The organism is Terriglobus sp. RCC_193 (assembly GCF_041355105.1).
GTDB lineage: Bacteria > Acidobacteriota > Terriglobia > Terriglobales > Acidobacteriaceae > Terriglobus.
On record NZ_JBFUPK010000001.1, the window covers coordinates 1,352,082 to 1,378,824 of the forward strand.

Here is a 26,743-nt window from a genome sequence, read left to right on the forward strand (position 1 = left end):
AGACAACCGCACCCCAACACACTGACCTATACAGCCAGAATTAAGAAAAGGGTTATTACATCTCTGCCTGCAATGCTCTATTACTTCTTGTTGGATTCAGGCGGAATCAACCATTGTTGGAGTCCGATCTTCACTCCCAAAGAGAAGCATCTCAGCAACTACAGAGAGAGCACTCGCGTACGTGGACGGCTAACCTCCCGAAAGCCTCATCGACTTTCTTCTTGCGTTGCCTAGCGATCTCTCTACGTGCACTTGCCCTGCTCGCTCCGGATTTAGGTGTTTGCGAAACTGCCAACCGTCCATGACGCATGGCCAGTCTCAGTTCCTCTGTTAGCCGCTGGTACTCTCCGCAGAAACCCACGCCAGAACTCTCCTAAATCTGCGTACACCTGCTTTCCTGGCAGGAGCGTCATCCTTGCGAAGTCGACCTTGAGCCAGCAGATACCACGACATCTCTAACCAGAGTGACGACACCGGTAGAACCGCCGATAGCACACCATGCAACGGCATGGACGCAGTAAGAGAAGCCCAACAAACCAATCAAAACTCCGCCGCTTGGAGAAGCGGATCTCGTCGCTATTACAATCTGGGCAACATCTGTTGCGAAACCACATGAGCCTATTGAAAATCGATCGGACCACGCAGGGTGTAACAATTGGTCACGAACGATCAACGAATTGTGACGGATGGCGGTGCGGTTGAATATCGGCGAAGTTCTAACCAGCAGGATTGGAGGAGCTTTCGTGCTGGAATCTCCAAGCGATTCTAAGGATCCCTTGGCACCGCCTCGCAAGAGGCAACGGTCTCATATGCGACCAACACAGGGACGACTGACAAAGTCACTCTGATATCGTGCCAAATAATGAAAATCGCCAAGAGAGCAGTCTGCGTCATCAAAATCCATGCAGCACACGGGCCCATCAGTTGACTCGATCATGAACACGATCTAGCTATTGGGTGGCGGTGGCGGCATATCGCCTGGCGGCGGCCCGTCATCCGGCCCCGACTCCTGTTGCTTCTTCTCCTCAGCAATCATCTTGTCGAATTTCTTTTGCTGGGGCTCGATTAACATCGCGCGAATCTGTGCATTCGAGCGGTCTATGATCTCGACAATCTTGGGGTATCTATCGTGCATTGGGGCGTCTCTATCACCGAATATTCTCTTTATTGAATCGGAACGATCCCGCAACACGGGCAGAATTTGTGCCCTCTGTTGATCCGTCAGCTTTAATGTTTTAGTCAGGCGTTGAAGCTCCCGTTCTGGCGTGCTCCAGTCTGCGTGGGTAGCGGAGCTGTCCGTTGGCACCTGCGCTGATATGGTCTTCGTTCCCACTGGCAATATGAGACATGTGCCGAGGATGAGGTTGAACGTCGTTACTTTCGACATGATGCACGCTCCAAACCGAATGGTAGCGTGACGGAGGGCGGCGATTTGTAACGGAATCAACCGACAATGTAACGATTGGTCACCGTTACGGAATGCACCTCTGTCTGTCTCCGCTTCCACGCAAACACGCCTACTTGGGTGTGGACGTGCACGGAAGAGGACCCGCGTTCAGGATGTTTTCAATCACTTGTCTTTTGGCTTCTGCGACTGAAAGTGAACATATAGCCACCATTACGTACAGTGCAGATGCCGCCCATGAAGCCTGGTAATACCTCAAGCTTTCGCCGTATCCGTAGGATATGCATGTCGAGACTTCTATCCAACGGTTCGAACGGACGATATAACACTGCGCGGACGAGAAGCTCCCGACTGCAAACTTCATACGCGCGCTGCAACAGGAAACGAAGAAGCTGAAACTCTGCTGTGCTCAGCGAAATCTTTATCTTCTTGTAGAAGATCTCGTGCGTCTCCACGGATATCGTGAATTGATTGATGATGCAAGGTCCATCCGAGCCCTTGGGGTGAGATTGATAGCCAGCCCGCCGGGCCACGGCACTCATTCTGGCAAGAAGCTCGCGCGGACTGAAGGGCTTCACTAAGTAGTCGTCCGCTCCTAGCTCCAACCCCACGATCCTGTCGGTCTCCTCGCCCCGTGCGCTAATGACAATCACCGGTGTGTCCACCGAACGCTGAATCTCACGTAATATTTCGAATCCGCTGCAATCCGGAAGTCCAATATCGAGAAGGATCATAGCGACCAGATTGCTGCGAGAGATCTCAAGTCCCCTCCTCCCGGTATGCACCGAATGCACATTCCATCCATGCCGCGAGAGAAAGCTTGTAAGCATCCGACATAGGTTTGCGTCATCATCGACGATCAGAACGTCATGCGTCCTGATCGGACCGTCCGACGTCTTGTCGATTGGCGTATTGGCAGCGATTGCGATCGATGTCCTCCGCTTGGTTTACCACAGGTTCTTCTGTGACTAATCGTTACAACAGGTGACCATCCGTTACCGAACCCCGCTCAAGATTGCCCGTCTATACCCTGCAAAGGATCGATTGAGGGGAACCATGAAGACGCATATCACTGAACTATTTCGAGCCAGCGAGCGCCTGATCAAACTGTCGCTGCTTCTCATACGGCATCTGCTTCCATCCCTCCTGGCACAGTTCTGTTTGGGCGGGGTTCTCCACGCGCTGTTCTCTGTATGTTTTGACGCAACCGCATTCGTTCGGTTCTACAGAAAGCAGAGAACGGACATCTTAAACAGTTCACTGCTGGGAGAGGCCCTCCGTTTTGCGATTCTCTTTCTTGTGTCCTTCCCCGTCGCCTTTTGCGGCAACCTCTATGGGCAGACCGTTCGTCCGCGGATTACCCAAGACATCAACACAGCGGAGCGGATCACACTCACCGGTTCGCACCCGCCGATGGCGCGTGCAGAGCAAGATTCCGGTCACGTGCCTTCCGGCAAACAGCTTGATGGATTGACGCTCGTTCTAAGCAGAACCTCGGAACAGGAGTCGGAGCTTCAGTCCCTGATCGCCGCCCAACATGATCCCATGTCGTCCCAATATCATCAGTGGTTGACCCCGGACGCGTTTGCTACGCGATTCGGAATATCCGATTCTGATCTTGGCAAAATCGAGTCGTGGCTACAACAGCAGGGATTTGTGGTGAAGGGGGTGGCTCACAACAAGAGCCGAATCACGTTCTCCGGCACCGTGAACCAAGTCGAATCAGCGTTTCGAACCGAGATCCACTATTACAAATCGGACTCGACCACCAACTTTGCGCCAGCAACGGATATCTCGATACCGTCCGCTCTTTCTTCTGTCGTTCAGGCGGTTTCAAACCTATCGACGTTTCGACCGAAACCTCATGTGAAGTTTAAGACTGGACAGCGCGCTTCGTCAGCATCTCCGAACTTCACCTCTAGCCAATCTGGAAGCCACTACCTAAGCCCCGCAGATGTCACAACGATCTATAACGTAACTCCTGCCTATAACGCTGGCTACACAGGGTCCGGCCAAGCCATCGCTGTCGTAGGGCAATCTGCGATCCAGATGTCAGACATCGAGAACTTCCAGAAAGCCGCCGGGTTCTCAGTGAAAGATCCTTCGCTCGTGCTTGTTCCCAACTCTGGAAGTTCGACTTATTACACCGGGGGTGACGAAGCGGAATCCGACCTGGACTTGGAGTACACGAGCACCATTGCAAAGGGAGCCACGATCTACTTCGTTTACACCGGCAACAATCAGAATTATGGCGTGTTTGACTCCCTGGAATACGCAATCGACACAAAGCTCGCGCCTATCATCAGCGTTAGTTACGGGGCTTGCGAAACCGCGCTCGGCTCCAGCGATTACGCAACTTACAACGGGATCTTGGCGCAGGCGGCTGCACAGGGACAAACGGTCATCGCTGCGAGTGGAGATTCCGGATCGACAGACTGCTATGAGCAGACGACTCTCACAATGGCGCAGAGACAAGCCCTCGCCGTCGATTTCCCGGCGAGCAGTCAATATGTCACCGGCATGGGCGGCACCGAGTTCCCGTCTTCCGACGTGTCGTCCTCCAACACTACCTACTGGACATCTGCCAGCGGAAGCGATGTGGTCTCATCGGCCAAGTCCTATATACCCGAGCAGGTCTGGAACGATGATTCATCGAGCAACGGGCTCTCGTCCGGAGGTGGAGGAACCAGCAGCCTGACTGCGCGACCGAGCTGGCAGACCGGCGTCTCGGGGATCTCCTCGGGAAGCTACCGCCTCATCCCTGACGTTTCCCTTGATTCCTCCCCGGAGAACGCAGGTTATCTATTCTGTTCAAGCGATGCTGACGCGACCGGTGTCAGTGGAAGCTGTTCTAATGGCTTCCGAGACAGCAACAACACCTATCTCACCGTCGCCGGTGGCACAAGCTTCGCCTCGCCGATCTTCGCCGGAATGATAGCGCTCATCAATCAGAAGCTCAATTCCTCGGGACAGGGCGTTATCAACTCAGTCCTTTATCAACTGGCGTCGAACTCCAGCACCTATGCCTCAGCGTTCCACGACATCACCAGCGGAAGTAATGCCTGCACGGCGGGTTCAAGTTATTGTTCTGGGAGCGCTACAAGCCAGTATTCCGCGACTACCGGATACGACTTAGCGACGGGCCTCGGCTCCGTCGATTTTTACAATCTGCTGTCGGCCTGGCCAACGCCCTCGACTACGTCTTCGCAGGCATCCTCGAAGACTACTCTCAGCGCCGCAACTACCGCGCCTACCTCTGGGGCGAATGACGTGGTGAGCATCACGGTTGCGTCGAACTCAAGTAGCGTCTCGTCCACACCGACGGGGACGCTCTCGATCGCCGTGGACGGCACCACGGTGAATTCTTCTCTTGCGATGTCGAATGGATCGGCAAGCTATACCTTTTCCTCGACTGTTTCCGGAACGCATGTCGTGACTGCAACTTATTCGGGGGACACCACTTTTGCAAGCTCGACGGGAACCATTACCCTTACCATCGGTTCGACGACCGGAACGACTTCTGGCAATGGAGGATCAGGTTCCAGCACAGTCACCGTGACACCGTCCGGAGGATTCACGGGCACAGTCGACCTATCACTCTCGACAACGAGCTCTTATTTACAGCAATACGCTTGCTACGATCTGTCGAACGCGAATATTACCAGCACAAGTCCGGTTAGTCAGACATTGACGATCTACTTGGGAACGACCTATTGCGAGAACGCACAATTGAAGAGCCATATTCACAAATTTAAGACTGCGGCTTTCGGTTCGGCGCACTCATCCAGCCCAACTTATAGTTCTTCGGGCAGCACAATGATTCTTGCCGGATTTCTCGCAATGGGACTTTTCGGATTACGACGGCGTCGTATCGGCGGCATCCTTGTTGTTCTGTTCGGTGTCTTCTACAGCTTCTTGTTGGTCGGTTGCGGAAGCGACGCAACTTCTTCGTCGAAGAACTTTGCAATCTCCATCTCTCCATCCACAATGACGATTTCTGCCGGGACGTCGAACGTACCCACGGGTACCTACAGCATCACGGTGAGTGGCAGTTCTTCAACGTTGTCTTCGTCGGCAAATTTGACCCTGACCGTGAACTAACCGGTGATACTTCATCGCGAGTGCTTGAGAACCAAGAGCTGTAAAAACTGTGAAATGGACGAATGTCATGAGCATCCCATCCGAAGAAAATGTTGAACCTCTCGAAGTGCACTTTAATCAGGCGACACCAGCTTTTCGTGTTCGAGACCTGGATGAAAGTGTCGATTATTACTGTGACGTTCTCGGGTTTCAGATTCAATGGAACCATAAGGACCGATGCGCGTGTATCTCTCGAGGAGCCTGCACGATCCTGCTCACCGTAGATGCCCCGATCGAACCTGGCATGTGGGTCCGGGTGGCTGTGAGTGACGTACCAGCACTATTCGATCAGTATCTGGTGGCAGGTGCCAAAATTGCGAGTCCTCCCACGGATGTCGGATGGGGACTTGAGATGCAGGTCGAGGATCTCGCCGGCAATATTCTTCGCCTGGGCTCGCACCCTGCGCGGTGAAACATCTCCTGACACACACGAGATGCTCCGCTTCAGACAAGACGACTTCATGAAGCACATGTTTCCGGAGAAGAGCATCGAATGTCTCATTCTGCTAGAACTGGGCCCCAGCCGCGATCCAGTCATGTAGTCTTCCATTTTGACGTAAAAAGCGAATGTAAACCTCTTTGAGCTGAGCGTCGACGGCGAGGGTGTCGAGGAGCTTTTGACCTACTTGCATTTGCGCTCGATAGGTCTCCTTCGGAGTCGTGGCATTGAGGGATGATGGCGCACCGCTATTGGCCTGAATTTCGAGAGCTGCAAGTTCGGCAGCAGCGATCTTGTATTCAAGCTGTGCCAGCCTCAGCTGTACAGTCAATTCGATGAGTGAGCTCTGAAGTTCGCTGCAAGACTCCCGCTCTTGCTGGCGAAGCGAGACGACTTGATGTTGTGCCTTGAGTGCATCGGCAGCAGCCTCTCGTGCGTGTGCGCGTCGGCCAAAATCGAGAATGGGGAGTTGAATCTGCACACCGACGGCGAGCGTGTTGTAGTTTCCATGCAAGTTGTAGTAAGTAGAAACACTGTTCAACGGGCTAATCCTGCCGTATTGCGCCTGCAGAGAGATCTGCGGACGCAAGGTGTACCGTGCGTCCCCAAAGCTGGTCTGAAGCTTAGACTGCGCATCGGCCTGGGCTGAAAGGACATCGGCAGGAGTTTTGCAAGTGAGCTCGGGAATCGTAACCTTCTCAGCAATCTCATCCGGCATCATACGAGGGTCCGGCAGGTCCATCACGCTATCCACAGTCCCTGTAAGCGTCGCCAAATGTTGGCGCAATGATTCGACTTTGTGTTCGGTCTGGACCTCCTGAAGATTGATAGCGGCGGCTTCCTTCTGAACCCTCATCATCTCCAGTTCCGTTTCGTACCCCGCGGCAAGCCGCTCGGTCACAACTTCGAGGAAGCGGAAAGCACGTACATGTTGTGCTCTCAGGACGTTCAGCCTCGTAGAAGCATTTGCAAGGGACATGTAGGTCACGACCGTGTCCCCTTCAACTTGCTGCCGAACGTCCGTAAGCGAATGCATGGCGGCCTCCACCCCATAACGTGCAGCGCGGACATAATTTCGTTGGGAATAGTTGAAGACCAGTGATTGCGCACTCGCGGTGAAAACTGTCGGAACATTCAATGTGATTCCAGATGAAGCCCCGAGTCCGCTGGAGAGCGATACGGACGGAATGTACACATCGCGTGTGCCAGATAAACTTGCCTTCGCTTTCTCAAGCTCGCTCTCAGCAATCTTGATTCGCTCGCTGTTGCGCGTTGCTGCCTGAGTCACACTCTGGAGTGTGCCCTGGCCATTGACCTTACCGGTGGCGATCACGGTATACAGCACTATCGGAACGGTACGTAGAACATGACGTCCCAAGCATCGGCAATTGTTCAAGTTCATCGTGGCCTGCGTTTCTTTGTTAATAGACGTCCGCTACCCCACTGCCGCAACACAATCGATCTGTAACGATTGGTCACCAGATAACGGAACACGTGAAGGCCGTGCATTACTTGAAGGGGCGCATAGCGAGGCCAACGGACTCCACGATCCGTGCGGCCTATGAGACACATTGATGCATGCTGTAGCGGCTCTGGTCGGTGACACCAAGTCATTCTCCAGCAATCGTTCAAATTGGGCACCGAAGACAGTCTTTCGTCCACCGATTTGGACGAAAGACCGCTCTACGTCGGCTTAGTTAGCCACTTGCAGAAAGCCCAAAGCTCGACCTCAAATGCAAGCTACTCAGACTCCGTAGAGGAGACAAGAATTCAGGTTTGAAAGACCGGCAACGATCTACCATCCGCATCATCAACGTGTGTTTCATGCAGAACAATTCAAGATGGCGGAGGCACGGTTTTCCCACTTAGCGCTGCTTGGTGGGCCGCTGTCTTTTTCAGTTTCTTGGTGACGGACTTCGCGATCTTATTGGCAACGTCCAAGCTGTCCGTATCGCCGCGCTGCGATTCTTTGAAGTCACGGTTCAGAATTACCGCGCCTGTGTGATCAATCAACTGGGCATGAACCTTGAGACTGGTAAGGCCCAGAAACATCCCCAAGGGCCCGACCGTAGAACGTACTGCCGCATTGCCCTTAGCGAACGTGGTCAAGGTCAACATGAGCTGAAACTCCGGGCAATGCGCGGCAGGCAGGCGATCGCCATCACGATAGATCTGACCAAAGTGCGCGTCCGCATGGATTCCTCGGATCATCTGTTCGTATAGCAGCACTCTATATTCGGCAGGAATGGGCGGACCTTCAACTGCGACATTCCTTAGTTTTATCGAAGCCGGTACTGCTGGCACCTGTCCACATGGGGGGCCTTCGTCATTCACAGGGCCTTCAACTACGGGCGGACCGAATGCCTTCGCGGCAGCCAGGGCTTCTGACTTCGGCAATAGGAAAACGGCTCCGTGATACGCGTCGTGCGAGTCGCGAAATTCCACCGTTAGCAAGTCAACTTGCCCCTGGGCGACAGCTGCGAGCACTGCACCGCCTCCAAACGGGATAAGCATTCTGCCAAGCCTGCCTGCCCTTCCCCCCTTCTCCATACGAACATCGCCAGCTGAAACCGCGAGGATGTGTCCGCTTTCGATTGCGGTTTCGCCTGCGGCGGAAGTGAAGACTAGGCCATTTGGCGACAGGCTTAGTGAGCCCTTGGTGTTAGGAGCCGCCTCCAGAAGGCCAAGCAGATGGCTTGCGTGTTCAGATTTCCATGCAGGCAAATTTGAAGATGCAGACCCGGGACTTTGCTTTAGCTCCTGCGAATACATCAATTGCACCGGAAGCAGCAGAGTGGTTGGAATAACTTTCCACCACAAGAGCCTCAGGACACGTCGACCAAATAAAAGCTGCATAAGAATTCTCCAATTTCGTAATGCCAACGTGATCTGCTCGTACTGGTGGATCTCGGTTAGCGTCTATGTAGGTGATGACTGCATGCTTCTATAGGCACTACGGCTTGCGGCTGACCTCGTGTTCTGAGGGCAGATCGGACGCGTTCCAGCCACCACCTAGCGCGGCAACCAATTGCACCGCTGCGACCATGCGGTTCGTTCGCAACGTGACATCTGTTTGCTGGCTACTGAAGACGCTGTTCTGCGCGGTCAGTACATTCAGATAGGTATCTACGCCGGTCCGGTACCGCGTTAACGCGAGTTGCTGATACCGTTGAGCGGAGATGATCGCTGACTGTTGGCGCTGTTGTTGCTCAGCTAGTTGACGGCTCGCGACAAGGTAATCTTCAACCTCTTTGAAGGCGTTCAAGACAGTTTGCCGATACGCTGCGACATCGGCGTTGTACTGGGCCTTGTACTGTTGGACCGTGGCGCGCCGTGCTCCGGCATCGAAGACGGTTTCCGAGGCACTCGTTCCTAATGACCAAAAGCCGGCCGACAGATTAAGCAGCTTCGTGATGTCAGAGCTTTGCGTGCCTGCGCTAGCGGACAGCGAGACATCCGGGAAGTAGGCAGCTTGTCCCACGCCAATCAGAGCGTTCGCTTCCGCCATGGTCCGTTCTGCTGCGGCGATGTCTGGGCGGCGTTCCAGAAGCTCGGAGGGAACTCCGGTCGGAATGTACGGCGGTTTACTGTCCAGGGAGCGCACTGGAATCGAAAAGTTTCCCGCAGCCTGGCCGATCAGGAGAGCGATTGCGTGCTCATACTGACCCCGTGTTGTCGCCACCGCTGCCGCATTCGCCTCCGCGCTGCGAAGGTTGGTTTCTGCCTGGGCGACGTCTTGTTCGGAGTCAAGACCAGTGCGATAACGGATCTGGGTCAGCTGTAGGGTTTCGCGGTAAGCTACAACCGTCTTATCGTAAAGCTCCTGCAGTCCGTCTTGACCGCGGAGTTGAAAGTAATATTCCGCAAGACTCGCCTGTTCACTGAGCGTTTCGTTGGCTAGGTTAGCGGCACTTACCTGGGCCGCGTTCGCTTGTTCGCGGATCGTGTTGCGAACTTTTCCGAAAAGATCAGGTTCCCACGATGCGCTGAATGGGAGAGAGTAGCTCTGACTGGTAGTACTCCCTATCGATGTTCCCGATCCCCCCGTAGTCGACGTCGTCGCTGACGCGGAGCTCTGACTTCCTTGCCCCTGCACTGTGACGCTGGGCGCGAACGAGATAGAGGGAAACAAGGAAGCACGCGCGTTCCGCACCACGGCCCGCGCCGCCATATAGTTCTCGAAATACAGTTTGAGGTTCTGATTGTTGACATTGAGCTGTTCCTCGAGCGCATTCAACTCACCATCGTTGAACACCTCCCACCATTTACCCCGCAGCATCGCATCCTTTGGGTTTGCGGCACGCCACCCATTGGCACGGGCTAGGTCACTTCCGGGCTGATTCTCTTTGTACGTAATGGGCGGCGCCGCTGGAAGATTCGGACGAACGTACTTGGGGCCTACCCGGCATCCCGAAAGAACGATCAAGAAAGCCAGCGTGGACGCGGCGCGGCGAGTCAATGAACCAACACGAGACAATGTCATAGTGCCTCCTGGGGCGTGGCGGCTTGGGAATTGTTCGACCTGCCGCGTCCAAAGCGGAGACGCAGCCGATCCAGCATCAGGTAGACGACCGGAGTGGTGTAGAGCGTAAGCACTTGGCTCACGGCGAGACCGCCCAAAATCGTCAGGCCGAGGGGATGCCGAAACTCAGAGCCGATACCACTGCCGAACGCGAGGGGGACGGCACCGAAGAAAGCAGCCGCTGTGGTCATCAGGATGGGGCGGAATCGCAGAATGCAAGCTTGGAAGATTGCGCTCTCGGTCGGCAAACTTTGCTCGCGCTCCAGTTGAAGCGCAAAGTCGATCATCATGATGGCATTCTTTTTTACGATGCCGATGAGGAGAATAATCCCAATCAACGAGATGACATCCAGTTCCGCATGAAACAACATGAGAGTGATGACCGCGCCCAGGGACGCTGAAGGCAGCGTCGTTAGGATCGTGATGGGATGCATGAAGCTCTCGTAAAGAATGCCAAGCACGATGTACACAGCGAAGATCGCCGTCGCAATCAGAATTGGCTCCGAATCAAGAGACGCCTGATACAGCTGCGCCGTGCCAGAAAAAGCCCCATGCACGCTCTTTGGAATATGCAATCGATCCTCTAGCCCATGGACCTCGTTCGTTGCCTGCTGAAGAGATGTTCCAGACGCTAAGTTGAAGGAGATTGTCGATGAGGGGTACAGCCCGGAGTGATTCACCGAAAGTGGTCCGGTCAAAGCCCGGTAAGAGCTGATTGCGCCCAGTGGTACGGAACCGTTCGCAGTCTGAATATAGGTACTCCGGAATGTCTCGGGAGTCTGACTAAACTGCGATTGGGCTTCCAACACGACGTGATATTGATTCAGGGGTTTGTAGATCGTCGACGCCTGTGCCTGAGAGAACGAGTAGTTCAGGACGTCGTTGATGTTTGCAGCCGATACACCGAGACGAGCGGCTGACAGTCGGTCATAGGTGAGATAGGCCTCTAGCCCGCCACTCTGCAGGTCAGAATTCACATCTGCAACTACAGACAGTTTCTTCATTTCGCGCGTTAGCAGAGGAACGAATTTCTTCAAATCACTGGAAGTGTCCGCCTGGAGCGTGTATTGGTATTGCGCATTTGATTGGCGGGCCCCAAGGTTGATCTCCTGCGCCGCCATCAGAAAGGTCTGCGCTTCCTTGACTCCCATCAGATTGGGACGTAGGCGGTTCAATACTTCTGTGGCGCTGAGCTTGCGTTGATCCAGAGGCTTCAACACCACGAACATGAACGCGTTGTTCGATGTACCACCAACGCCGCCTCCAGTGAAGCCCACCACGTTCTGCACCGCCGGGTCTGCGCGGACAATTTGTACGGATTTCTTCAACGCATCATTCATCATCGTGAACGATGCATCTTGAGGTCCCATGACGGCACCCATCAATAGGCCGGTATCCTGTTGCGGAAAGAGCCCCTTCGTAATTCGCAGCAGATACACCACGTTGAGTCCCATCGAAAAAATGAACACAAACAAAACCAGTGCCACATGTTCCCGCAGAACCCAGCGCAGGCTGCGCTCGTAAAGGCCGCGCAGCCAGTCGAACCAGCCCTCCACGATTCGATACAGCCTGCCGTGCTCCGACTCCTCGCGACGTTTTAGCAACAAGGAGCACAGCATCGGTGTGGTAGTCAGCGAGAGCAGCATAGAAATGAGAATCGCGATAGAGAGCGTAACGGCAAACTCGCGAAACAGACGACCGATGATGCCGCCCATCATCAGGATCGGGATGAAGACCGCGAGCAGAGACAGCGTGATCGAGACCACCGTGAATCCGACCTCCTGAGCGCCCTTGTAGGCGGCTTCAAGCGGCACGAGCCCCTCTTCGAGGTAGCGCGTGATGTTCTCCATGACAACGATCGCATCATCAATCACGAAGCCGGTCGAGATCGTCAGAGCCATCAGACTGAGGTTGTCGAGTGAGTAGTGCAGCAGGTACATCGCTCCAAACGTGCCCACCAGCGAGATCGGAACGGCGATGCCCGGGATGATGGTGGATCTCCAATCGCGAAGGAAGACAAACACCACCAGGATGACCAACACAATCGACAGGACGAGCGTGAACTCGGTATCGTGCAAGGAAGCACGGATCGTGGTCGTAGCGTCCATAATCTGCGTAATGGATTGCCCCGCAGGAATTGCACTTCGCAAGGCAGGGAGCTGAGCCTTGATCCGATCTACCGTTTCGATAACGTTGGCACCGGGCTGTTTGAAAATAATGAGATCAACTGAGGGTCGCCCATTCACGTAGCCGCTCGAGTGCAGATTCTCCGTTGAGTCGACCACATCTGCAACGTCCTCCAGACGGACAGCAGCTCCATTTTTGGTACTCACGACTAGCTTCTTATAGTCGCCCGCCTTCGAGAGCTGGTCGTTCACTGTGATGTAGCTCGTCGTCTGTCCGTCAGCGACCGAACCTGTCGGTGTGTGAGCATTCTGATTCTTCAGGAACGAAGCGACCTCGGACAGGCTGAGACCGTAATGCTCCAGTTGCAAGGGGTTGATCTCCACCCTCACTGCCGGAAGAGTCGAACCCCCGATGGTGATTTGTCCGACACCTTGAATCTCCGCAATCTTTTGCTGCAGGATCGTGGAAGCCGAGTCGTAGAGCGCTCCGACCGAATAGGTGTCTGATTCGATCCCTAGGATTGCGATCGGAGAATCAGCAGAGTTTACCTTCCGATACGTGGGGTTGGATGGAAGGTTCGTTGGCAGGTACGTCCGAGCCGCGCTGATCGCAGCCTGCACTTCGCGGGCCGCCGCATTGATGTTCTTATCCAGCTCGAACTGGAGCGAAATGGTGCTCGAACCAGTGGAACTCTGTGAAGTCATTTCCGTGATGCCGGCGATATGGCCGAACTGACGCTCGAGCGGCGTTGCCACCGCAGCCGCCATTACATCCGGACTAGCGCCCGGCAGAGAAGCGTTGACGCTGATGGTTGGCGAATCGATCTGCGGCAATGGCGATACCGGAAGGGCATAGAACGCCAGGACTCCAGCCATTCCAATAGCTGCCGTCAGCAAAATCGTGGCAATCGGTCTGCGAATCGCGGGAGCGGACAGGTTCATGCTTCCCCCGTGAGTGGAAGGTCGCCCTGAGCAGCTGGTTGGTTCTTCTTGTTGCCTTGTAGCTTCTGGCTGATCCGGTCAAACCAAAGATAGATAACGGGTGTCGTGTAGAGCGTCAGCGCTTGACTTAGTAGTAGACCGCCGACCATGGCGACGCCAAGAGGTCTGCGTAGTTCCGCACCGATACCTCGACCGAGCGCCAAGGGAAGCCCCCCGAAGAGCGCTGCGAGGGTCGTCATCATAATGGGTCGAAACCGAAGAAGGCTTGCGTTATAGATTGCGTCTTCTGGCGCCTTCCCGTCTACGCGCTCAGCATGAAGAGCGAAGTCGACCATCATGATCCCATTCTTCTTCACAATGCCGATGAGAAGAACGATGCCGATGATGCCCACAATTCCCAGGTCCATGCGAAACAGCATGAGGGCTAGCAGTGCGCCTACGCCTGCCGAAGGAAGGGTGGAAAGAATAGTCAGGGGATGGATGAAGCTCTCATATAACACCCCCAGCACGATGTAGACCGTAACCAGCGCCGACAAGACGAGAAGACCTTCGTTGGTCAGCGAGTTTTCGTAGCTGGCTGCCGTTCCTTGAAACTTTGTTTGCATGTTCACTGGCATCTTCAAGTCCGCTGCCGCTTTATTGACAGCGCTTACCGCTTGGCTCAGATGCACACCAGGCGCGAGATTAAAGGAGATCGTGATAACTGGAAACTGCGACTGCCGGTTGACGGTTAGCGGTGTCAGTGACTTCTTTATGGATGTGAACGAAGCCAGCGGCACAGGGCGTGCTGTCTGCGAGGTGCTGCTGCTCGAAGTGTTTGCGCCTCCGCTCGCCGAACCCGAGCCGCCACCTTGAGAGGTACCTGCAGTTGATGAGCTCCCGCCAGTCGAAGACGTGTTGAGCGAGGATGTACTTCCGCTGGTAGCCGTGGTCTGCAAGACGGTACTGCTCGACGTTGCCCCCGAGATCGCTCCGGTCTGCACGGAGCTGCTCAGTTGGCTGTTCGCTGTTGTGGTCGTCAGTGTAGAGGTGCTCGACGTTGTAGAACTCACACCGCTCATACTGCTCGCGGAGAGCTGTGAATTCGTCGAAGACGATGAAGACGTTCCGCCCTGTCCAGAACCACCTGCATTTCCACCAGAAGAATTGCCGGAACTGCTCGAAGACTGGAGATAGATGTCATTGAGTCGGTCCACACTGGACTGAAACTTGGGATCGGCTTCCAAAATGACGTGATACTGATTTGTTTGCGTGTACAGCGTTGTGATCTGCCGTTGCCCAAACGCGTCATAGAGCGTGTTGTCCAGCGTCTGGGGATTAATGCCGAGACGGGATGCGGTGACTCTGTCGACATTGATGGAAACTGCATTCCCATTCGGCAGTTCGTCCGTAGCCACATCCTGCAATTGCGACAGTGTGCGCAGCTTGGCGACAAGCTGTGCAGACCACTTCGTCAATTCAGCGCCGTCAGAATCTTCAATCGTGTACTGGTACTGCGTACGACTGACACGGTCTTCTACCGTAAGATCCTGCACCGGTTGCAGGAAAGTCTGTATCCCGGTAAGCCGGTTGAGCTTTGGACGGAGCCTCTGGATGATGTCTGTGGCCGAAGCACCTCTCGTCGAAAGATCTTTCAGGTTGATTTGCATGCGGCCTGTATTGGGCGTTGTGTTCGAGGCGTCCACGCCGATGAACGATGAGATCGATGCGACGGCAGGGTCATCGAGGATGACTCGGGCCACTGATTGTTCACGGTCCCGCATAGCGTCGAAGCTGGTCGTCTCAGGGGCCTGTGTGATTACCTGAATGATGCCGGTGTCCTGCGTCGGGAAGAACCCTTTAGGGATGAAGTAATACAACAGGCCGGCCACAACGATCATGCTGAAGGCGATCACCAGCACCACAGTTTGACGGCCAAGCACCCAACGCAGGGTCCGTCCATAAAAACCGATGATCCGGTCGAACTGCCGCTCCGACCATTTGTAGAAGCGAGTTTGTTCTTTCGGATCGGTGTGCTTCAGGAGCATCGACGACATCATCGGCGTTAACGTCAGAGATACGACTGCGGAGATGATGATGGTAACGGCTAGGGTGACAGCGAATTCTCGGAACAGGCGGCCCGTGATATCTCCCATGAACAACAGTGGGATCAAGACCGCGATAAGTGAGACCGTGAGCGAGAGGATAGTGAACCCAATCTCCTCTGCCCCCTTGAGTGCAGCTTCAATCGGGCTCAACCCTTCTTCGAGGTATCGGCTGACGTTTTCAATCATGACGATGGCATCATCCACAACGAAGCCGGTGGAAATGGTCAAGGCCATCAAGGTGAGGTTGTTGAGGCTGTATCCCAGCGCGTACATCGCGGCGAAAGCACCAATCAGCGACAATGGCACTGCAACTGCCGGAATGATTGTTGCCCGCCAGGATCGCAGAAATACATAGATCACCGCGACGACAAGACCAATGGTCAGGAACAGTTCAAACTCCACATCGTCGACCGAAGCGCGGACGGTCGTTGTGCGATCGGTGAGCGTGTGGACTTCCACCGCCGCAGGGAGACTTGCTTGAAGTTGCGGCAGCAACGCTTTGATGGAATCTACGACCTTGATTGTGTTGGCATTGGACTGTCGCTGGATGTTCACGATAATCGCTGGCGTCGTATTCATCCACGCTGCCAGGTTCGCGTTCTCAACCCCATTCGTGATCTTTGCCACATCAGGCAGCATGACGGCTGCCCCATTGCGGTATGCGACTACAACTTGGTTGTACTGGTCGGCGGAGGTCAACTGATCGTTGGCGTCGATCGTGTACGCCTGCTGCGCCCCGTTCAGGCTGCCTTTGGCTGTGTTAACACTCGTGCCGGTAATCGCTGTGCGCACGTCTTCCAGGGTTAGACCATAAGAGGAAAGTGCCACAGGATTTGCTTGAATGCGGACCGCAGGCTTTTGTCCGCCTTGGATCGTGACCAGACCGACGCCGGCGAGCTGGGAGATCTTGGGTGCTAAACGCGAATCCGCGAGATCTTGCACTTGGCTCAACGGCATCGACTTTGAGGTCAGCGCGAGTGTCAACACGGGCGCGTCGGCGGGGTTGGTTTTGCTGTAGGTCGGCGGGATGGGCAAGTCTGTCGGCAAATAGGAGTTTGCGGCGTTGATTGCAGCCTGCACCTCCTGTTCTGCAACATCGATGTCTTCGGTCAGGTCGAACTGCAGCACAATGACCGAAGCACCGCCCGACGAGGTGGATGCCATCTGCGAAAGGCCCTGCATCTGACCGAACTGCTTTTCTAAAGGACCAGTAACGGTCGAACTCATCACGTCCGGACTGGCACCCGGATAAAGAGTCTGAACTTGGATGGTGGGATAGTTGACTTCTGGCAGCGCGGAGATCGGCAATTGCCGGTATGCCACGATACCGACTAGGAGGATCGCCACCATGAGAAGAATTGTGGCTACCGGCCGTGTGATGAAAGGCCGCGAAATGTTCATCAAGCGGGCCCCATCATCCCAGCAGCACCGCCAGCGCCGACAGTGACCTTTGCGCCATCCGTCAGTCGATCAAAGTTGCTGGTGACTACTGTGTCGCCGGCGTTGACTCCTTCAACCGCGCTCTGTCCAGCTTCGGTGTTGATGACGGTGATGTTGTGCAACGCGACAGTTGAATCGGCCTTCACCAGGTATACAAACGCCTGCTGGCCGTTGTACTGCACTGCACCCGTCGGAACGAGTTTTGCGTTTTGGAGCGTATCGATCAGCAATCGCGCATTGACGAACTGATTGGGATAGAGCGATTCCGAACGATTGTCGAATTGGGCACGCAGTCGAACCGTACCAGTGCTTGTATCCACTTGGTTGTCGAGCGTGAGCAACTTACCTGATGCGAGCTTTGTTGTCTGGGACCGGTCTAACAAAGACACCGGCAACGCCCCGTGACCCGACCTAGTTTTCTCTTGAATCTTGGGAAGATGATCTTCGGCCACGGAAAATACGACGGTGATCGGATCGAGCTGCGTAATTGTCGCAATCGTCGTAGAACTGCCGGAAAAGATCGTGCTGCCCATATCTACGAGGCGTAGACCGATCCGGCCAGTGATGGGTGCGATGATGTGGCAGTAGCTTAACTGAACTTGGTAGTACTTCACCTGTCCTTCGTCATTTGCTACAGTGCCCTCATACTGCTTTACCGTGGCGGATTGATCGAACACGGTCTGTTCGGCAATCGCATGATCCTTGAGGGCTTCCTGATAGCGCCGCAAGTTCGTGCGTGCCTGATCCAGCACCGCGCTGTCACGTGCGAGGCTGCCTTGCGCTTGCTGTAGCTGAGCTTCCGTTGGACGCGGATCGATCTCTGCAAGGACTTGTCCCTTCAGGACAATCTGACCTTCGCGATACTTCACAGCGAGCACACGGCCACTCACCTGGCTATACACGTTCACGGTCGCGACAGGTGTCACCGTTCCGAGAGCATCGAGGAAGATGTCCATCTGTCCCGACTGGACCTTTGTCGCTGTGACGGATGTACTGTTATTCGTAGCCGCCATAACCGCAGCCGGCCCGCCCTTGGCAGACATTCCTTTGGGCGAACTACCACCCGGTCCGGACGGTCCACCTGGGCCACCCCCACCCGGGCCCATTCCCGGAGGCATGCCTCCGGGCGGCATTGTCGGAAGGAACAGAGGAATCATCAATAGGCCGCAAACCAGCAACGCGAGACCCCACGCCATCCACCTCCGCCTGGTCGACTTGGGGTGTGGATCGTCATCATTTGGCACTTGAGATATTTGTTGCTGCATGGGCCTCTCGTAGGGGAGCTCTTTATCCCTCTACTAAGAGATATCGGACTGTAGGCGTGCGGTGGTAACGATGGGTCACCAACTGTAACGAAGTGTCACCGGCTATTTCCTCTTCGTACTTTCAAGCGCAAACTATAAGAGAGGGGGAGCCAATGGCAGAGGTGCAAAGTGTTAACCGAGATCGAGTGCTCGTCATTGATGACGACGTCAAACTCTGCAAAATGCTCGATGATTACCTAACCCGCCACGGCTGGGAAGTTACGACCGCGCATACTGGTGCATCCGGAATGGAGGCCGCGAGAATGGTGCGCGCTGAGCTTGTCATCCTCGATGTCATGCTTCCCGACTTTGACGGCTTCGAAGTCTTGCGCCGGTTGCAGCGAGAGATGACCCCCCATGTCCTCCTATTAACCGCAAGGGGCGAAGAGATTGATCGGATTGTCGGACTTGAAATGGGGGCAGACGACTATCTTCCAAAGCCGTTCAACGCACGTGAATTGCTTGCCCGGATGCGAGCGGTCATTCGCAGGGCGCACGTTGTGCCGCGAGCCAACCTTCCCTCAGGTGAAGCGACCCCTGGTTTTTCGATTGACGCTACCAACCGTCACATTCTGTTTTATGACCGTCCCATTGACCTCACCGACGTGGAGTACCTTCTGCTGCGCATCTTTCTGGCGCATCCTGGTGAAGTATTGAATCGCGACATGCTTTGTATGGAAGCCCTTCAGCGCCCACACCGCGCTTACGACCGAAGTCTCGATATGCATGTCTCGCGACTCCGCAAGAAGCTAGAAGCTCTCCCAAGCTTTCGGGGCGGCCTAATAGCCATACGCAGTAATGGTTATCTCTTCTCTCCCTCCATGCCTGAAGCGCGACCTGAAGACATCTAGCCCTACCTATGCGGACCTTCTTCCTCCAACTCTTCCTCTCTTTCTGGCTCGCCACCATTGCGGTCTTTGTGGGCGCCACGATCTTCTTCCCGGGAGATGCACCACAATCTCCCGGTGCGATGCAGGCTCTCTTCATGAATTCGGCCCAGCATTCTCTTGCGGTGGCCCTAGAGGACTACCGTTCACACGGGTGTGCTGCCGCTTCGCTTGCTGATCCCCTAACGCTTGTTGCTAACGATCAGGGAACCCCGCTCTGTGGTCGATCTTTATCTCCCCTCGAACAAAATGTACTTCGTCAATCAATCGCCAAACGCGCATTGACCGGCGTGAAGGACGGTGGGCAATGGATTCACGCGCTGCCCATGACTACCGGACCCGACCGACACTGGTTCCTTGTTCTGCGATCTCCTGTGAGTCGTCCCTTGTGGTTTCCACCGTTCCCTAAAAGTGCCCTACCGGTCTCTATTTTGGTGACGTTCCTTTTTGCATATCTGCTGACACGTCCGCTTCGCTCATTGTCAAAGGCTTTCCGCACATTCACTGCGGGAGATCTCGATACACGACTGCCTGTGACCGGACCCTCGCGATTAGGACAATTCGATAGCGCAGACATGCGGACGTTGATGTCAGATTTCAACAGCATGGCGGATCGTGTCACGGAACTGATCGAGGCTCAGAAGATGCTTGTGCGTGACGTTTCTCACGAACTGCGCTCTCCCCTGGCACGCCTCTGCATGGCGATTGAACTTGCCCGTGAAGATAGCCATGTTGATCAATCCCTCTTCGATCAGATGGAACAGGAAGCCGAGAAGGTCAACGCGCTTATCGGGGAGATGCTTACGCTCTCGTTGCTGGAGAGTACTCGGCAAGCCCCTCGCCCCGACAGCATGGACATGCGTGTATTGATCGAGGAGCTACTTGACAACGCGAATTTCGAGGCACATGCACGGGGCTGCGAGATTCACTTCCTCAGTAATGCCACAGACACTCACATGACGGGACAGCCAGAAATGCTGAGCCGTGCGGTGGAAAACATCTTGCGTAATGCCGTCCGTTATACGCCGCCGGGCGGTCTGATCGAAGTGGTCCTTAGCGATTTCAGTTCGACGGAAGCGGCGGCTGTCGAGATCGAGTCAGCAGGTCTAAAGATCGCAATCAGGGACACAGGGCCCGGAATTCCGCTCGACCATATATCCCACATTTTCCGGCCCTTCTATCGAGTCGATATGGCACGGTCAGAGAGTTCCGGTGGATTCGGTGTGGGATTGGCAATCGCGGAGCGCGCGATTCATCTGCACGGAGGCAAAATTGCCGCGAGCAATCGTCCTACGGGAGGGCTCAGTGTCGAAATGCTAATTCCGCGCACACAGCCTTCCTCTGACGATGTTCTCTTGGAGATTCAGGCCAGCTAAGGGCCCACTGGACAACGGCAGCAGTACAGATCATTACGCAGCTGTAGCTGTTCAATGCGCGGGTGAATTGCCGCGGGTCCTGGTCTCTGACGCTGCACCCGCCGTTTCGGGAGACCGTCGTATCAACGTCGGTGTGCCATGATTTCGCTCCGTTCGCACAAGCAAAGGCATGGAAATCTCGTTTTGAGTCATGAAAGTCGTCACTGATCTGATTGAGGACTTCAATTCGCCTGCCTCGGCCCAGATCTCGTAATCATGCTCCAAAGACAAAGAACCAAAATGAAATGCTCCGGCGGAGTCAACTGTAGCGACAAGGATTGATTTTCCTTGTACATCCTTGAGATAGACCATTGCGCCGGACACCACTTGACCGTCTCCGTCCTTGACCAAGCCAAGGATCGTCCGATGTGGCGCATATCGAGGACCGTTGTAAGCACCTCCATAACGAATCGTCACCACTGGCTTGAAAGGCGGGGGTGGCCCGTAGCCCTGAGCTGCGGCAGAGATCATTCCTGGAAAAAACATCGATACCGTGATTGTGAGTATGAAGGAATACGTGGATTCACTGGGATGTGAAGCGGAAAAGAACATCGTCTGGCACCTCCTGGAGCCGTGGGGCACCGACGGCTCGCATAATCACATGTCCCAGTAAAGACCATATGGAGTCGTCCGAAGGTCACGATTGGTCACGTCTCGTCACGAGGAATAGATGACGAGATGACACCAAGACTTGGAAGCAAACGAACCTAACAAACGTTGGTTGCGGGTCGGGCAATCGTTAAAGAACATGCGATTCGGAAGGAATTGAATCCGTTGAGTGACTAATCGTTACCAATCGTTACCGCTGTTTGCTCTCTGATCCGCTTTACTGCATTCAGTAGGCACTCTGTATGCCGAGGCCGCTTGCTCTGTTCCGGGCCTCGGCATACGTTTTCGAGGTTGTGTATGCGGTTCGCGCCGAATTGTCAGCCCTCACGCCGAAGCTCTTCAATCGCTGGCTTCTTTCTCCGACCGCGCTGAATACCAACAGGGCGGAGGTCGCAGCTTTTGGTACCCGCTTCTAGCCTTTACGGACGGTTCTATGCAATCGGGAGAATAATCAAATGTCCGCAGAGTTTCAGAAATCCCCCGACCCGTTGGTTCATGTTCATGTATGTGTTCATTGTGGAGGTGCATTTCAGAGAGAAGAGTTTGAGGACCGAGCTCAGACGAGCGGCATATATCCTTGCCCGAGATGCGGCAAGGAGGGGCCTCTCAACGTCCAAATACGTGCTGTGGATGCGCTTACGACGGATTCCGAGAAGATGGAGTGAATCATCCGGTCAACGGCAATTTGCTTTGTCCTCTTTGCATAACCTCGTTCAGCTTCCTACCAGCAGCCTTGACAAATTCACCCACCAGCTTTGATTTGCTGTCGGCGCGAACCGCAAGACTGGTAATGAGGCGCAGCCGATCTTCGGCTAAGGGGCGAATGGTGAGGCCGTCTCGTGCAATCCGCCATGCAGCCGTCTTCGGGAGAAATGCTACGCCGCGATGTTCGCGCACCAGCTCCGATGCCTCTTCGGGACTTGTGAAGTGGTAGATGTCCGAAGGATGAATTTCTTTCTCCGCAGCCACGGACTGAAGCTGGTCATAGAGGTAGCTATTGACATGAGGCCCGAGAAGCATCCAGATGCGTCCCTGCGCATGGCTTAGATGGAGTTGTTGGTACGCTGCAAGTTCATCTCCCTTGAGCATCGCCACATAGTAGGGGTTCCTCGTGATCTCCATTGTGCTCAGTTTGCTCTTCGGCGGCACTCCAGTGATGAGGGCAACGTCAAGCGTTCCTGCAATAACTTGCTGTGCAAGTACGTTGGAGTAGTTGCTCCAGACCTTAATTTTCAAGGCTGGGAACAGAGGGAGATGTACAGATGTGACTAGGGAGACTAGGAACGGATCCATGTAGGAAGACTTGCCCAAATTCAGGATCTCTGTGGAACCATCCACAACGGCGCGTGCCGAGAGTACGGCACGTTCCGCATGAAACACGACCTCGCGTGCTTCCGCAATAAAGACCTGCCCTGCGGGTGTAAGTTCGGCAGCCTGGTGATTGTGCTCAAACAGATGCAGCCCGATTGACCGTTCCAGCCGAAATATTTGTTTGCTGAGCGTGGGTTGACTCATGTTCAACCTGTCCGCCGCTCGTCCGAAGTGCAATTCTTCTGCCAAGACAATCGCAGCCTGAAGCAGCCCAATATCAGGTAAGACCATGCGTATCCTCCGAAGACCTGGAATTCTTGGATGGACAACAAAATAAGCATGATCGGGTAATCAATCCCGATTGTGAAGAATTCTACATCGGATGCTGACCGGGAATTCCAGGTCTAGTACGCCACCACGCATGGTCATCATGCCTCTGGGGCATGATGACGGTCCCACATTTCATTGGACGAACCGTTTTCCCCGAGCGACCCTCGCTTGTGAACACGAAACTAAGGATCGCTCGCAAAGGAGTCCTCATGTCCGACGAGAAGAAACCACCCGTAAGTGTAGGGCACCCAAATGGCAGGATCGACCGGGAACCCTTGCTGGACAGCAACCAAGCAGCAGCGATTCTCAAGGTCCACCCGAGGACACTCCAGCGTCTCGTGCATCGTGGCGAAATTGCTGCCGTGCATGTGGGCAAGCTCTGGCGTTTCAAGGCATCTGCTTTGACTGCGTGGATTGATCGGGACATAGCGAGTTGATGCCCTTGGGCGAGAGCGAGCCCTGCGGTTTTTCGTGATTTTCCGCCATGCTAGCAGTACCCTGAAAGCAGCTATCCGTGCCGGGAAATCAAGGAAAGGCACCTTGATGGAACGAGCATGTTATCAATTCGGAAGTTTAACCAGAAAGAAGCGGGCGAAGGGTCCGGACACTTGGGAATTTCGGTTCTACGAAGCGACAGAGCAGGGCGAGCGAAGGCGCAAGTCTTGCATCGTCGGCAACGCCGCCCAGTATCCAACCAAAGCCCAGGCACAGAAAGCAGTCGAAGCTCTTCTCCTAAAACTCAACTCTGAAACTCCACAGCAACGTTTGGCCGTGGTGACGTTCGGCGCAATATGCGACCGCTACCTCAAGGAAGAGATGCCGGAACGGTACTCAACCTCGAAGTCGTATCGGTCGAATATCAAGAACCACCTGAAGCCGCGTTGGGGTGATTACTTGCTCGACAAGATTCGACCGATGGCGGTCGAGGATTGGTTGAAGAAACTCCCTATGGCTCCGAAATCGAAGACCCATATCCGAAGCGTGATGCACCTGATGTTCGAGTGCGCCACGCGCTGGGAGTTGTTCACCGAGAAGAGGAACCCTATTGCGTTGGTTCGTATCAAGGACGGTTCCAAGCGTCGTCAGCGTCCAGCCATTCTCACTGTGGACCAGTTCGAAGCCATCATCGCGCTACTGAAAGAGCCGTATCGCACGATGGCCTATATCGCCCAATGCCTCGGTCTTCGCGTGAGCGAGATCGCGGCGCTTCAATGGGACGACTTCGATTTTGAGAAGAATCAGCTTCTTGTTCAGCGGAGCATCGTGAACGGGAACGTGGACGATGTCAAAACCGAATACTCCCAGGATTATGTTCCGTTGCATCCGTCGCTAACTGAGGTGGTTTCGGAGTGGAGCAAAGAAGCCGTGCCGACGAAAGAAGGCTGGGTCTTTGCCAATCCCATTACCGAAAAGCCTTATTTTCCGACGGAGATTCAGAGGCGTCACATCCGGCCTGCCGGATGGTGTCTGGTGGAGTGCCCGAAGTGCGGTGCTGGTACTGGTGTGTGGTGTAACCAGGACAAGCCCACGCCGAACGGCGCTCGGCTGCCGATCCACAAGGAGCGGCGGGCCTCAGCCGGGAAGTACAGTTCCATCGGCTGGCATACGTTCCGCCACACATACCGTTCGTGGCTTGACGAGACCGGAGCGCCCATGAAGGTGCAACAGGAACTCATGCGTCATGCTTCGATCCAGACGACGATGAACGTCTATGGACAGGCCATGTCGTCATCGAAGAGAGAAGCGAATGGGAAGGTCGTGGAGATGGTACTCAAGCCAATGAAAGCGAGTGCCTAAAACCATGAATTTTCTTATTGGGAGATATTGGGAGTCGGTCGTTATTACCCGATTCCTCTAACTTATTGATTCTTTGGTTGCGGGGGTAGGATTTGAACCTACGACCTTTGGGTTATGAGCCCAACGAGCTACCGGGCTGCTCCACCCCGCACTTACGAATATAGTCCGATTGGGCAGTTAGGTCAAGGTCGCGTTCATCGGACATTTACTGGCGTGGTCTTACTTTCATGAAATTTCGGATATGCGCATCCCATTCATCAGGAAGGGCTAAGCCGAAGATACCGATCAACGCCCGAATCAGTTGACGCTTTGCCTCCATCAACAACGAAGCGTAAGAATCACGAAGAAAATCATGGGCAAAATCACTGTTCTTTCCGTAGCTATCCATAACGAATCCCAACGGAGTACTTATGAAAGTCGCCAGCCTCCTCGTCCTCGCGGTTATCACCCTCCCTGCCCTTGCCCAGCAACCCACCCTGGCCGGCAAGTGGACTCTCACTCTTGATACGTTCGGCACACCCACCACCTGGGGTCTCACGCTGGAGCAAAAGGGCGACCACATCACCGGCAACTACGCAGGCGACAAACTCGAAGGCACCATCAAGGATGGCAGACTCACCTTTCACGCCAAGGACCCGGGCGGCGTTGGCTATGAAGATGTGATCGGCACAATCGCAGGCGACACCATGACCGGCACCATGGTCTGGGCGCAGAATATGACCGCCGACCACCCCACCACGCACACCTTCAAAGCCGTTCGCGACGTCCCACCCAGCGTATCCTCCGCCGCACCACAGACACGCGAGTTCACACCCACCATCTTCCGTCGCCAATACTCCAGCGCCTATGAACCCGTCCTCAAGATCAACCCCGGCGATACGATTCACACATGGACAGTCGATGCCGGTGGCAACGATTCCACAGGCACACCGCGCTCGGTCGGCGGCAATCCGCAGACCGGCCCGTTCTACGTGAACGGCGCCATGCCCGGCGACACGCTCGTCGTCCACATCCGCAAACTCCGGCTGAACCGCGACTGGGCCATGAGCACAAACAGCATCGTTCCCCGCGCGAACACGCCGCAGCTCGCAGCCAAATCGCAAAACAAGGGGGACCAGGTTCGCTGGCATCTCGACCTCGCCAACAACATCGCCACACCGGAAAAGCCCGGCCCGCACATGCAGCATTACAGCGTCCCGGTACGGCCCATGCTCGGCTGCGTTGCCGTCGCTCCCGGTGATGCATCAGGCCCCGGCATCCGCACTGGCGACAGCGGCGGTTTCGGCGGCAACATGGATTTCAACGAAGTCACCGAAGGCGCAACCGTATTTCTCCCCATCCGCGTTCCCGGTGCCCTGCTCTTCTTCGGCGACGGCCACGCCGTTCAGGGCGATGGCGAAACCACCGGCGACGCCCTCGAAACCTCGCTCGACGTCACCGTCCAGGTAGAAGTCCTCAAAGGCAAGCGCCTCCCCGGCGTCTTCGTCGAAACCGCCACCCACATCATGGCCGTAGGCCTCGAAGGCTCCATCGACGCAGCCTTCGCCGACGCCACAGAAACCATGTCCGCCTACCTCGAGCAGGAATACAAACTCACGCCACAGGAGTTCGCCATGGTCCTCGGCACCGCAGCCGAATACAAGATCAGCGAAGTCGCCGATCGCAATGCGGGTGTCGTCCTGAAGATGGCCAAGAGCAAACTCGCAACACTCACCAAACCAGAAACACCAGGCCAACCCGACCCCAGCATCCCCACCATCGCGCATTAAAAGACGAACCGCGGAAGAAATCAACGCCGAGTGTCACATGGTCAGCGCGATACCATTCCCACGCTGCACATCCAACACGTCGGTGGGTTCGCGAAGCTAACCTGGTCAGTCGTGCAAAGCACGAATCCAAACAACCGTAGGTTGTCCTCTTTCGGAAGGGCAGGGCTTCAGCCCTGCCGTAAAAAGACCACACAAAGAAAGCGGCTTCAGCCGCTGAGGG

General features: G+C 55.0%; 18 protein-coding genes and 1 tRNA gene. 7 read left to right on the forward strand and 12 right to left on the reverse strand.

Annotation, left to right across the window (positions count from 1 at the left end; translation table 11 throughout):
- Positions 1–946: 946 nt before the first annotated feature.
- Together AB6729_RS05665 and AB6729_RS05670 are read right to left on the reverse strand one after the other, a co-directional pair.
- Entirely contained in the window at positions 947–1,387 is a 441-nt protein-coding gene (locus tag AB6729_RS05665; protein WP_371080601.1) for a hypothetical protein, read from the reverse strand.
- Between the two features lie 179 nt (positions 1,388–1,566).
- Entirely contained in the window at positions 1,567–2,334 is a 768-nt protein-coding gene (locus tag AB6729_RS05670; RefSeq protein ID WP_371081193.1) for a response regulator transcription factor, read from the reverse strand.
- Between the two features lie 127 nt (positions 2,335–2,461).
- On the opposite strand from AB6729_RS05670, the gene AB6729_RS05675 reads away from it, so the two are divergent.
- Positions 2,462–5,506 carry a protease pro-enzyme activation domain-containing protein gene (locus AB6729_RS05675; protein WP_371080602.1) on the forward strand — a complete coding sequence of 1,015 codons (3,045 nt, stop codon included), beginning with the start codon at positions 2,462–2,464 and terminating at the stop codon, positions 5,504–5,506.
- Positions 5,507–5,555: 49 nt separating this feature from the next.
- Positions 5,556–5,957: a glyoxalase superfamily protein gene (locus AB6729_RS05680; protein ID WP_371080603.1), complete on the forward strand. Its 402-nt coding sequence runs from the start codon at positions 5,556–5,558 to the stop codon at positions 5,955–5,957.
- Positions 5,958–6,051: 94 nt separating this feature from the next.
- On the opposite strand, the gene AB6729_RS05685 is transcribed toward AB6729_RS05680, so the two are convergent.
- From AB6729_RS05685 to AB6729_RS05710, 6 genes are all read right to left on the reverse strand, one after another.
- Positions 6,052–7,386 carry a TolC family protein gene (locus tag AB6729_RS05685; RefSeq protein ID WP_371080604.1) on the reverse strand — a complete coding sequence of 445 codons (1,335 nt, stop codon included), beginning with the start codon at positions 7,384–7,386 and terminating at the stop codon, positions 6,052–6,054.
- 434 nt (positions 7,387–7,820) lie between these two features.
- Positions 7,821–8,840: a hypothetical protein gene (locus AB6729_RS05690; protein WP_371080605.1), complete on the reverse strand. Its 1,020-nt coding sequence runs from the start codon at positions 8,838–8,840 to the stop codon at positions 7,821–7,823.
- 97 nt (positions 8,841–8,937) lie between these two features.
- Positions 8,938–10,467: an efflux transporter outer membrane subunit gene (locus AB6729_RS05695; protein WP_371080606.1), complete on the reverse strand. Its 1,530-nt coding sequence runs from the start codon at positions 10,465–10,467 to the stop codon at positions 8,938–8,940.
- Positions 10,464–13,574: an efflux RND transporter permease subunit gene (locus AB6729_RS05700; protein WP_371080607.1), complete on the reverse strand. Its 3,111-nt coding sequence runs from the start codon at positions 13,572–13,574 to the stop codon at positions 10,464–10,466. The genes AB6729_RS05695 and AB6729_RS05700 overlap by 4 nt, the downstream gene beginning before the upstream one ends.
- Positions 13,571–17,062 (reverse strand): efflux RND transporter permease subunit, encoded by a 3,492-nt coding sequence (locus tag AB6729_RS05705; RefSeq protein ID WP_371080608.1) that lies wholly within the window; start codon positions 17,060–17,062, stop codon positions 13,571–13,573. Before AB6729_RS05705 ends, AB6729_RS05700 begins: the two co-directional genes overlap by 4 nt.
- On the reverse strand, positions 17,062–18,219 hold the full coding sequence (locus AB6729_RS05710; protein ID WP_371080609.1) for an efflux RND transporter periplasmic adaptor subunit: 1,158 nt from the start codon (positions 18,217–18,219) through the stop codon (positions 17,062–17,064). The genes AB6729_RS05705 and AB6729_RS05710 overlap by 1 nt, the downstream gene beginning before the upstream one ends.
- 299 nt (positions 18,220–18,518) lie before the next feature.
- On the opposite strand from AB6729_RS05710, the gene AB6729_RS05715 reads away from it, so the two are divergent.
- Together AB6729_RS05715 and AB6729_RS05720 are read left to right on the forward strand one after the other, a co-directional pair.
- Positions 18,519–19,256: a response regulator transcription factor gene (locus tag AB6729_RS05715; RefSeq protein ID WP_371080610.1), complete on the forward strand. Its 738-nt coding sequence runs from the start codon at positions 18,519–18,521 to the stop codon at positions 19,254–19,256.
- Between the two features lie 8 nt (positions 19,257–19,264).
- Entirely contained in the window at positions 19,265–20,668 is a 1,404-nt protein-coding gene (locus AB6729_RS05720) for a sensor histidine kinase (protein WP_371080611.1), read from the forward strand.
- 51 nt (positions 20,669–20,719) lie between these two features.
- On the opposite strand, the gene AB6729_RS05725 is transcribed toward AB6729_RS05720, so the two are convergent.
- Together AB6729_RS05725 and AB6729_RS05730 are read right to left on the reverse strand one after the other, a co-directional pair.
- Entirely contained in the window at positions 20,720–21,259 is a 540-nt protein-coding gene (locus AB6729_RS05725) for a carboxypeptidase-like regulatory domain-containing protein (RefSeq protein WP_371080612.1), read from the reverse strand.
- 723 nt (positions 21,260–21,982) lie between these two features.
- The gene (locus AB6729_RS05730; RefSeq protein ID WP_371080613.1) at positions 21,983–22,918 is read right to left on the reverse strand and encodes a LysR family transcriptional regulator; all 936 of its coding nucleotides are present in this window, start codon (positions 22,916–22,918) and stop codon (positions 21,983–21,985) included.
- Between the two features lie 248 nt (positions 22,919–23,166).
- Between AB6729_RS05730 and AB6729_RS05735 the strand changes: the two genes are divergently transcribed.
- Both AB6729_RS05735 and AB6729_RS05740 read left to right on the forward strand, forming a co-directional pair.
- Positions 23,167–23,394 (forward strand): helix-turn-helix domain-containing protein, encoded by a 228-nt coding sequence (locus AB6729_RS05735; protein WP_371080614.1) that lies wholly within the window; start codon positions 23,167–23,169, stop codon positions 23,392–23,394.
- Positions 23,395–23,500: 106 nt separating this feature from the next.
- A complete protein-coding gene (locus tag AB6729_RS05740) occupies positions 23,501–24,754 on the forward strand; it encodes a tyrosine-type recombinase/integrase (protein ID WP_371080615.1) in 1,254 nt (417 codons plus the stop codon).
- A gap of 74 nt (positions 24,755–24,828) precedes the next feature.
- On the opposite strand, the gene AB6729_RS05745 is transcribed toward AB6729_RS05740, so the two are convergent.
- Positions 24,829–24,905 (reverse strand) — tRNA-Met (locus tag AB6729_RS05745).
- A gap of 54 nt (positions 24,906–24,959) precedes the next feature.
- A complete protein-coding gene (locus tag AB6729_RS05750; protein ID WP_371080616.1) occupies positions 24,960–25,142 on the reverse strand; it encodes a hypothetical protein in 183 nt (60 codons plus the stop codon).
- Between the two features lie 22 nt (positions 25,143–25,164).
- Here AB6729_RS05750 and AB6729_RS05755 point away from each other — a divergent pair, with 22 nt between their 5' ends.
- Entirely contained in the window at positions 25,165–26,523 is a 1,359-nt protein-coding gene (locus AB6729_RS05755; protein WP_371080617.1) for an acetamidase/formamidase family protein, read from the forward strand.
- The last annotated feature ends 220 nt before the right edge of the window (positions 26,524–26,743 follow it).

Bases quoted from the DNA above. Each gene is read 5' to 3' on its own strand.
- AB6729_RS05665 (WP_371080601.1), bottom strand. From the start codon at position 1,387: ATGTCGAAAGTAACGACGTTCAACCTCATCCTCGGCACATGTCTCATA.
- AB6729_RS05675 (WP_371080602.1), top strand. From the start codon at position 2,462: ATGAAGACGCATATCACTGAACTATTTCGAGCCAGCGAGCGCCTGATC.
- AB6729_RS05685 (WP_371080604.1), bottom strand. From the start codon at position 7,386: ATGAACTTGAACAATTGCCGATGCTTGGGACGTCATGTTCTACGTACC.
- AB6729_RS05690 (WP_371080605.1), bottom strand. From the start codon at position 8,840: ATGCAGCTTTTATTTGGTCGACGTGTCCTGAGGCTCTTGTGGTGGAAA.
- AB6729_RS05695 (WP_371080606.1), bottom strand. From the start codon at position 10,467: ATGACATTGTCTCGTGTTGGTTCATTGACTCGCCGCGCCGCGTCCACG.
- AB6729_RS05700 (WP_371080607.1), bottom strand. From the start codon at position 13,574: ATGAACCTGTCCGCTCCCGCGATTCGCAGACCGATTGCCACGATTTTG.
- AB6729_RS05705 (WP_371080608.1), bottom strand. From the start codon at position 17,062: ATGAACATTTCGCGGCCTTTCATCACACGGCCGGTAGCCACAATTCTT.
- AB6729_RS05710 (WP_371080609.1), bottom strand. From the start codon at position 18,219: ATGCCTCCGGGAATGGGCCCGGGTGGGGGTGGCCCAGGTGGACCGTCC.
- AB6729_RS05715 (WP_371080610.1), top strand. From the start codon at position 18,519: ATGGCAGAGGTGCAAAGTGTTAACCGAGATCGAGTGCTCGTCATTGAT.
- AB6729_RS05720 (WP_371080611.1), top strand. From the start codon at position 19,265: ATGCGGACCTTCTTCCTCCAACTCTTCCTCTCTTTCTGGCTCGCCACC.
- AB6729_RS05725 (WP_371080612.1), bottom strand. From the start codon at position 21,259: ATGTTCTTTTCCGCTTCACATCCCAGTGAATCCACGTATTCCTTCATA.
- AB6729_RS05730 (WP_371080613.1), bottom strand. From the start codon at position 22,918: ATGGTCTTACCTGATATTGGGCTGCTTCAGGCTGCGATTGTCTTGGCA.
- AB6729_RS05735 (WP_371080614.1), top strand. From the start codon at position 23,167: ATGTCCGACGAGAAGAAACCACCCGTAAGTGTAGGGCACCCAAATGGC.
- AB6729_RS05740 (WP_371080615.1), top strand. From the start codon at position 23,501: ATGGAACGAGCATGTTATCAATTCGGAAGTTTAACCAGAAAGAAGCGG.
- AB6729_RS05750 (WP_371080616.1), bottom strand. From the start codon at position 25,142: ATGGATAGCTACGGAAAGAACAGTGATTTTGCCCATGATTTTCTTCGT.
- AB6729_RS05755 (WP_371080617.1), top strand. From the start codon at position 25,165: ATGAAAGTCGCCAGCCTCCTCGTCCTCGCGGTTATCACCCTCCCTGCC.